Origin of the sequence: Streptomyces sp. WAC05292, assembly GCF_003949955.1 — a bacterium.
Classification (GTDB): Bacteria; Actinomycetota; Actinomycetes; order Streptomycetales; family Streptomycetaceae; genus Streptomyces; species Streptomyces globosus.
The window spans coordinates 1-274 of record NZ_RPSE01000916.1 but is presented as its reverse complement, the minus strand read 5'-3'; the positions used below and the strand labels follow the sequence as shown (position 1 = coordinate 274).

Annotated in this window: 1 protein-coding gene; it reads left to right on the top strand. The window is 82.1% G+C overall.

Annotation, left to right across the window (positions count from 1 at the left end; genetic code table 11):
- A partial coding sequence (locus tag EF903_RS33710; protein ID WP_148142691.1) for a hypothetical protein occupies positions 1 to 274 on the top strand: 274 nt, incomplete at both ends.

The following is a 274-nucleotide window of genomic DNA, read 5'->3' as shown; positions in this document are numbered from 1 at the left end:
GAGGCCGCTGCCGCGGTCGAGGCTCCCGCCGCCGTGGCCGAGGCTCCCGCCGCTGCTGTGGAGGCTCCGGCCGTGGTCGAGGAGGCTGCTGCTCCGGCTCCGCGGACGCGCCGCCGCGCCACCCGCGCCACCTCCGCTCCGACCGCCGAGGCCGCTGCCGCGGTCGAGGCTCCCGCCGCCGTGGCCGAGGCTCCCGCCGCTGCCGTGGAGGCTCCGGCCGTGGTCGAGGAGGCTGCTGCTCCGGCTCCGCGGACCCGCCGCCGCGCCACCCGCG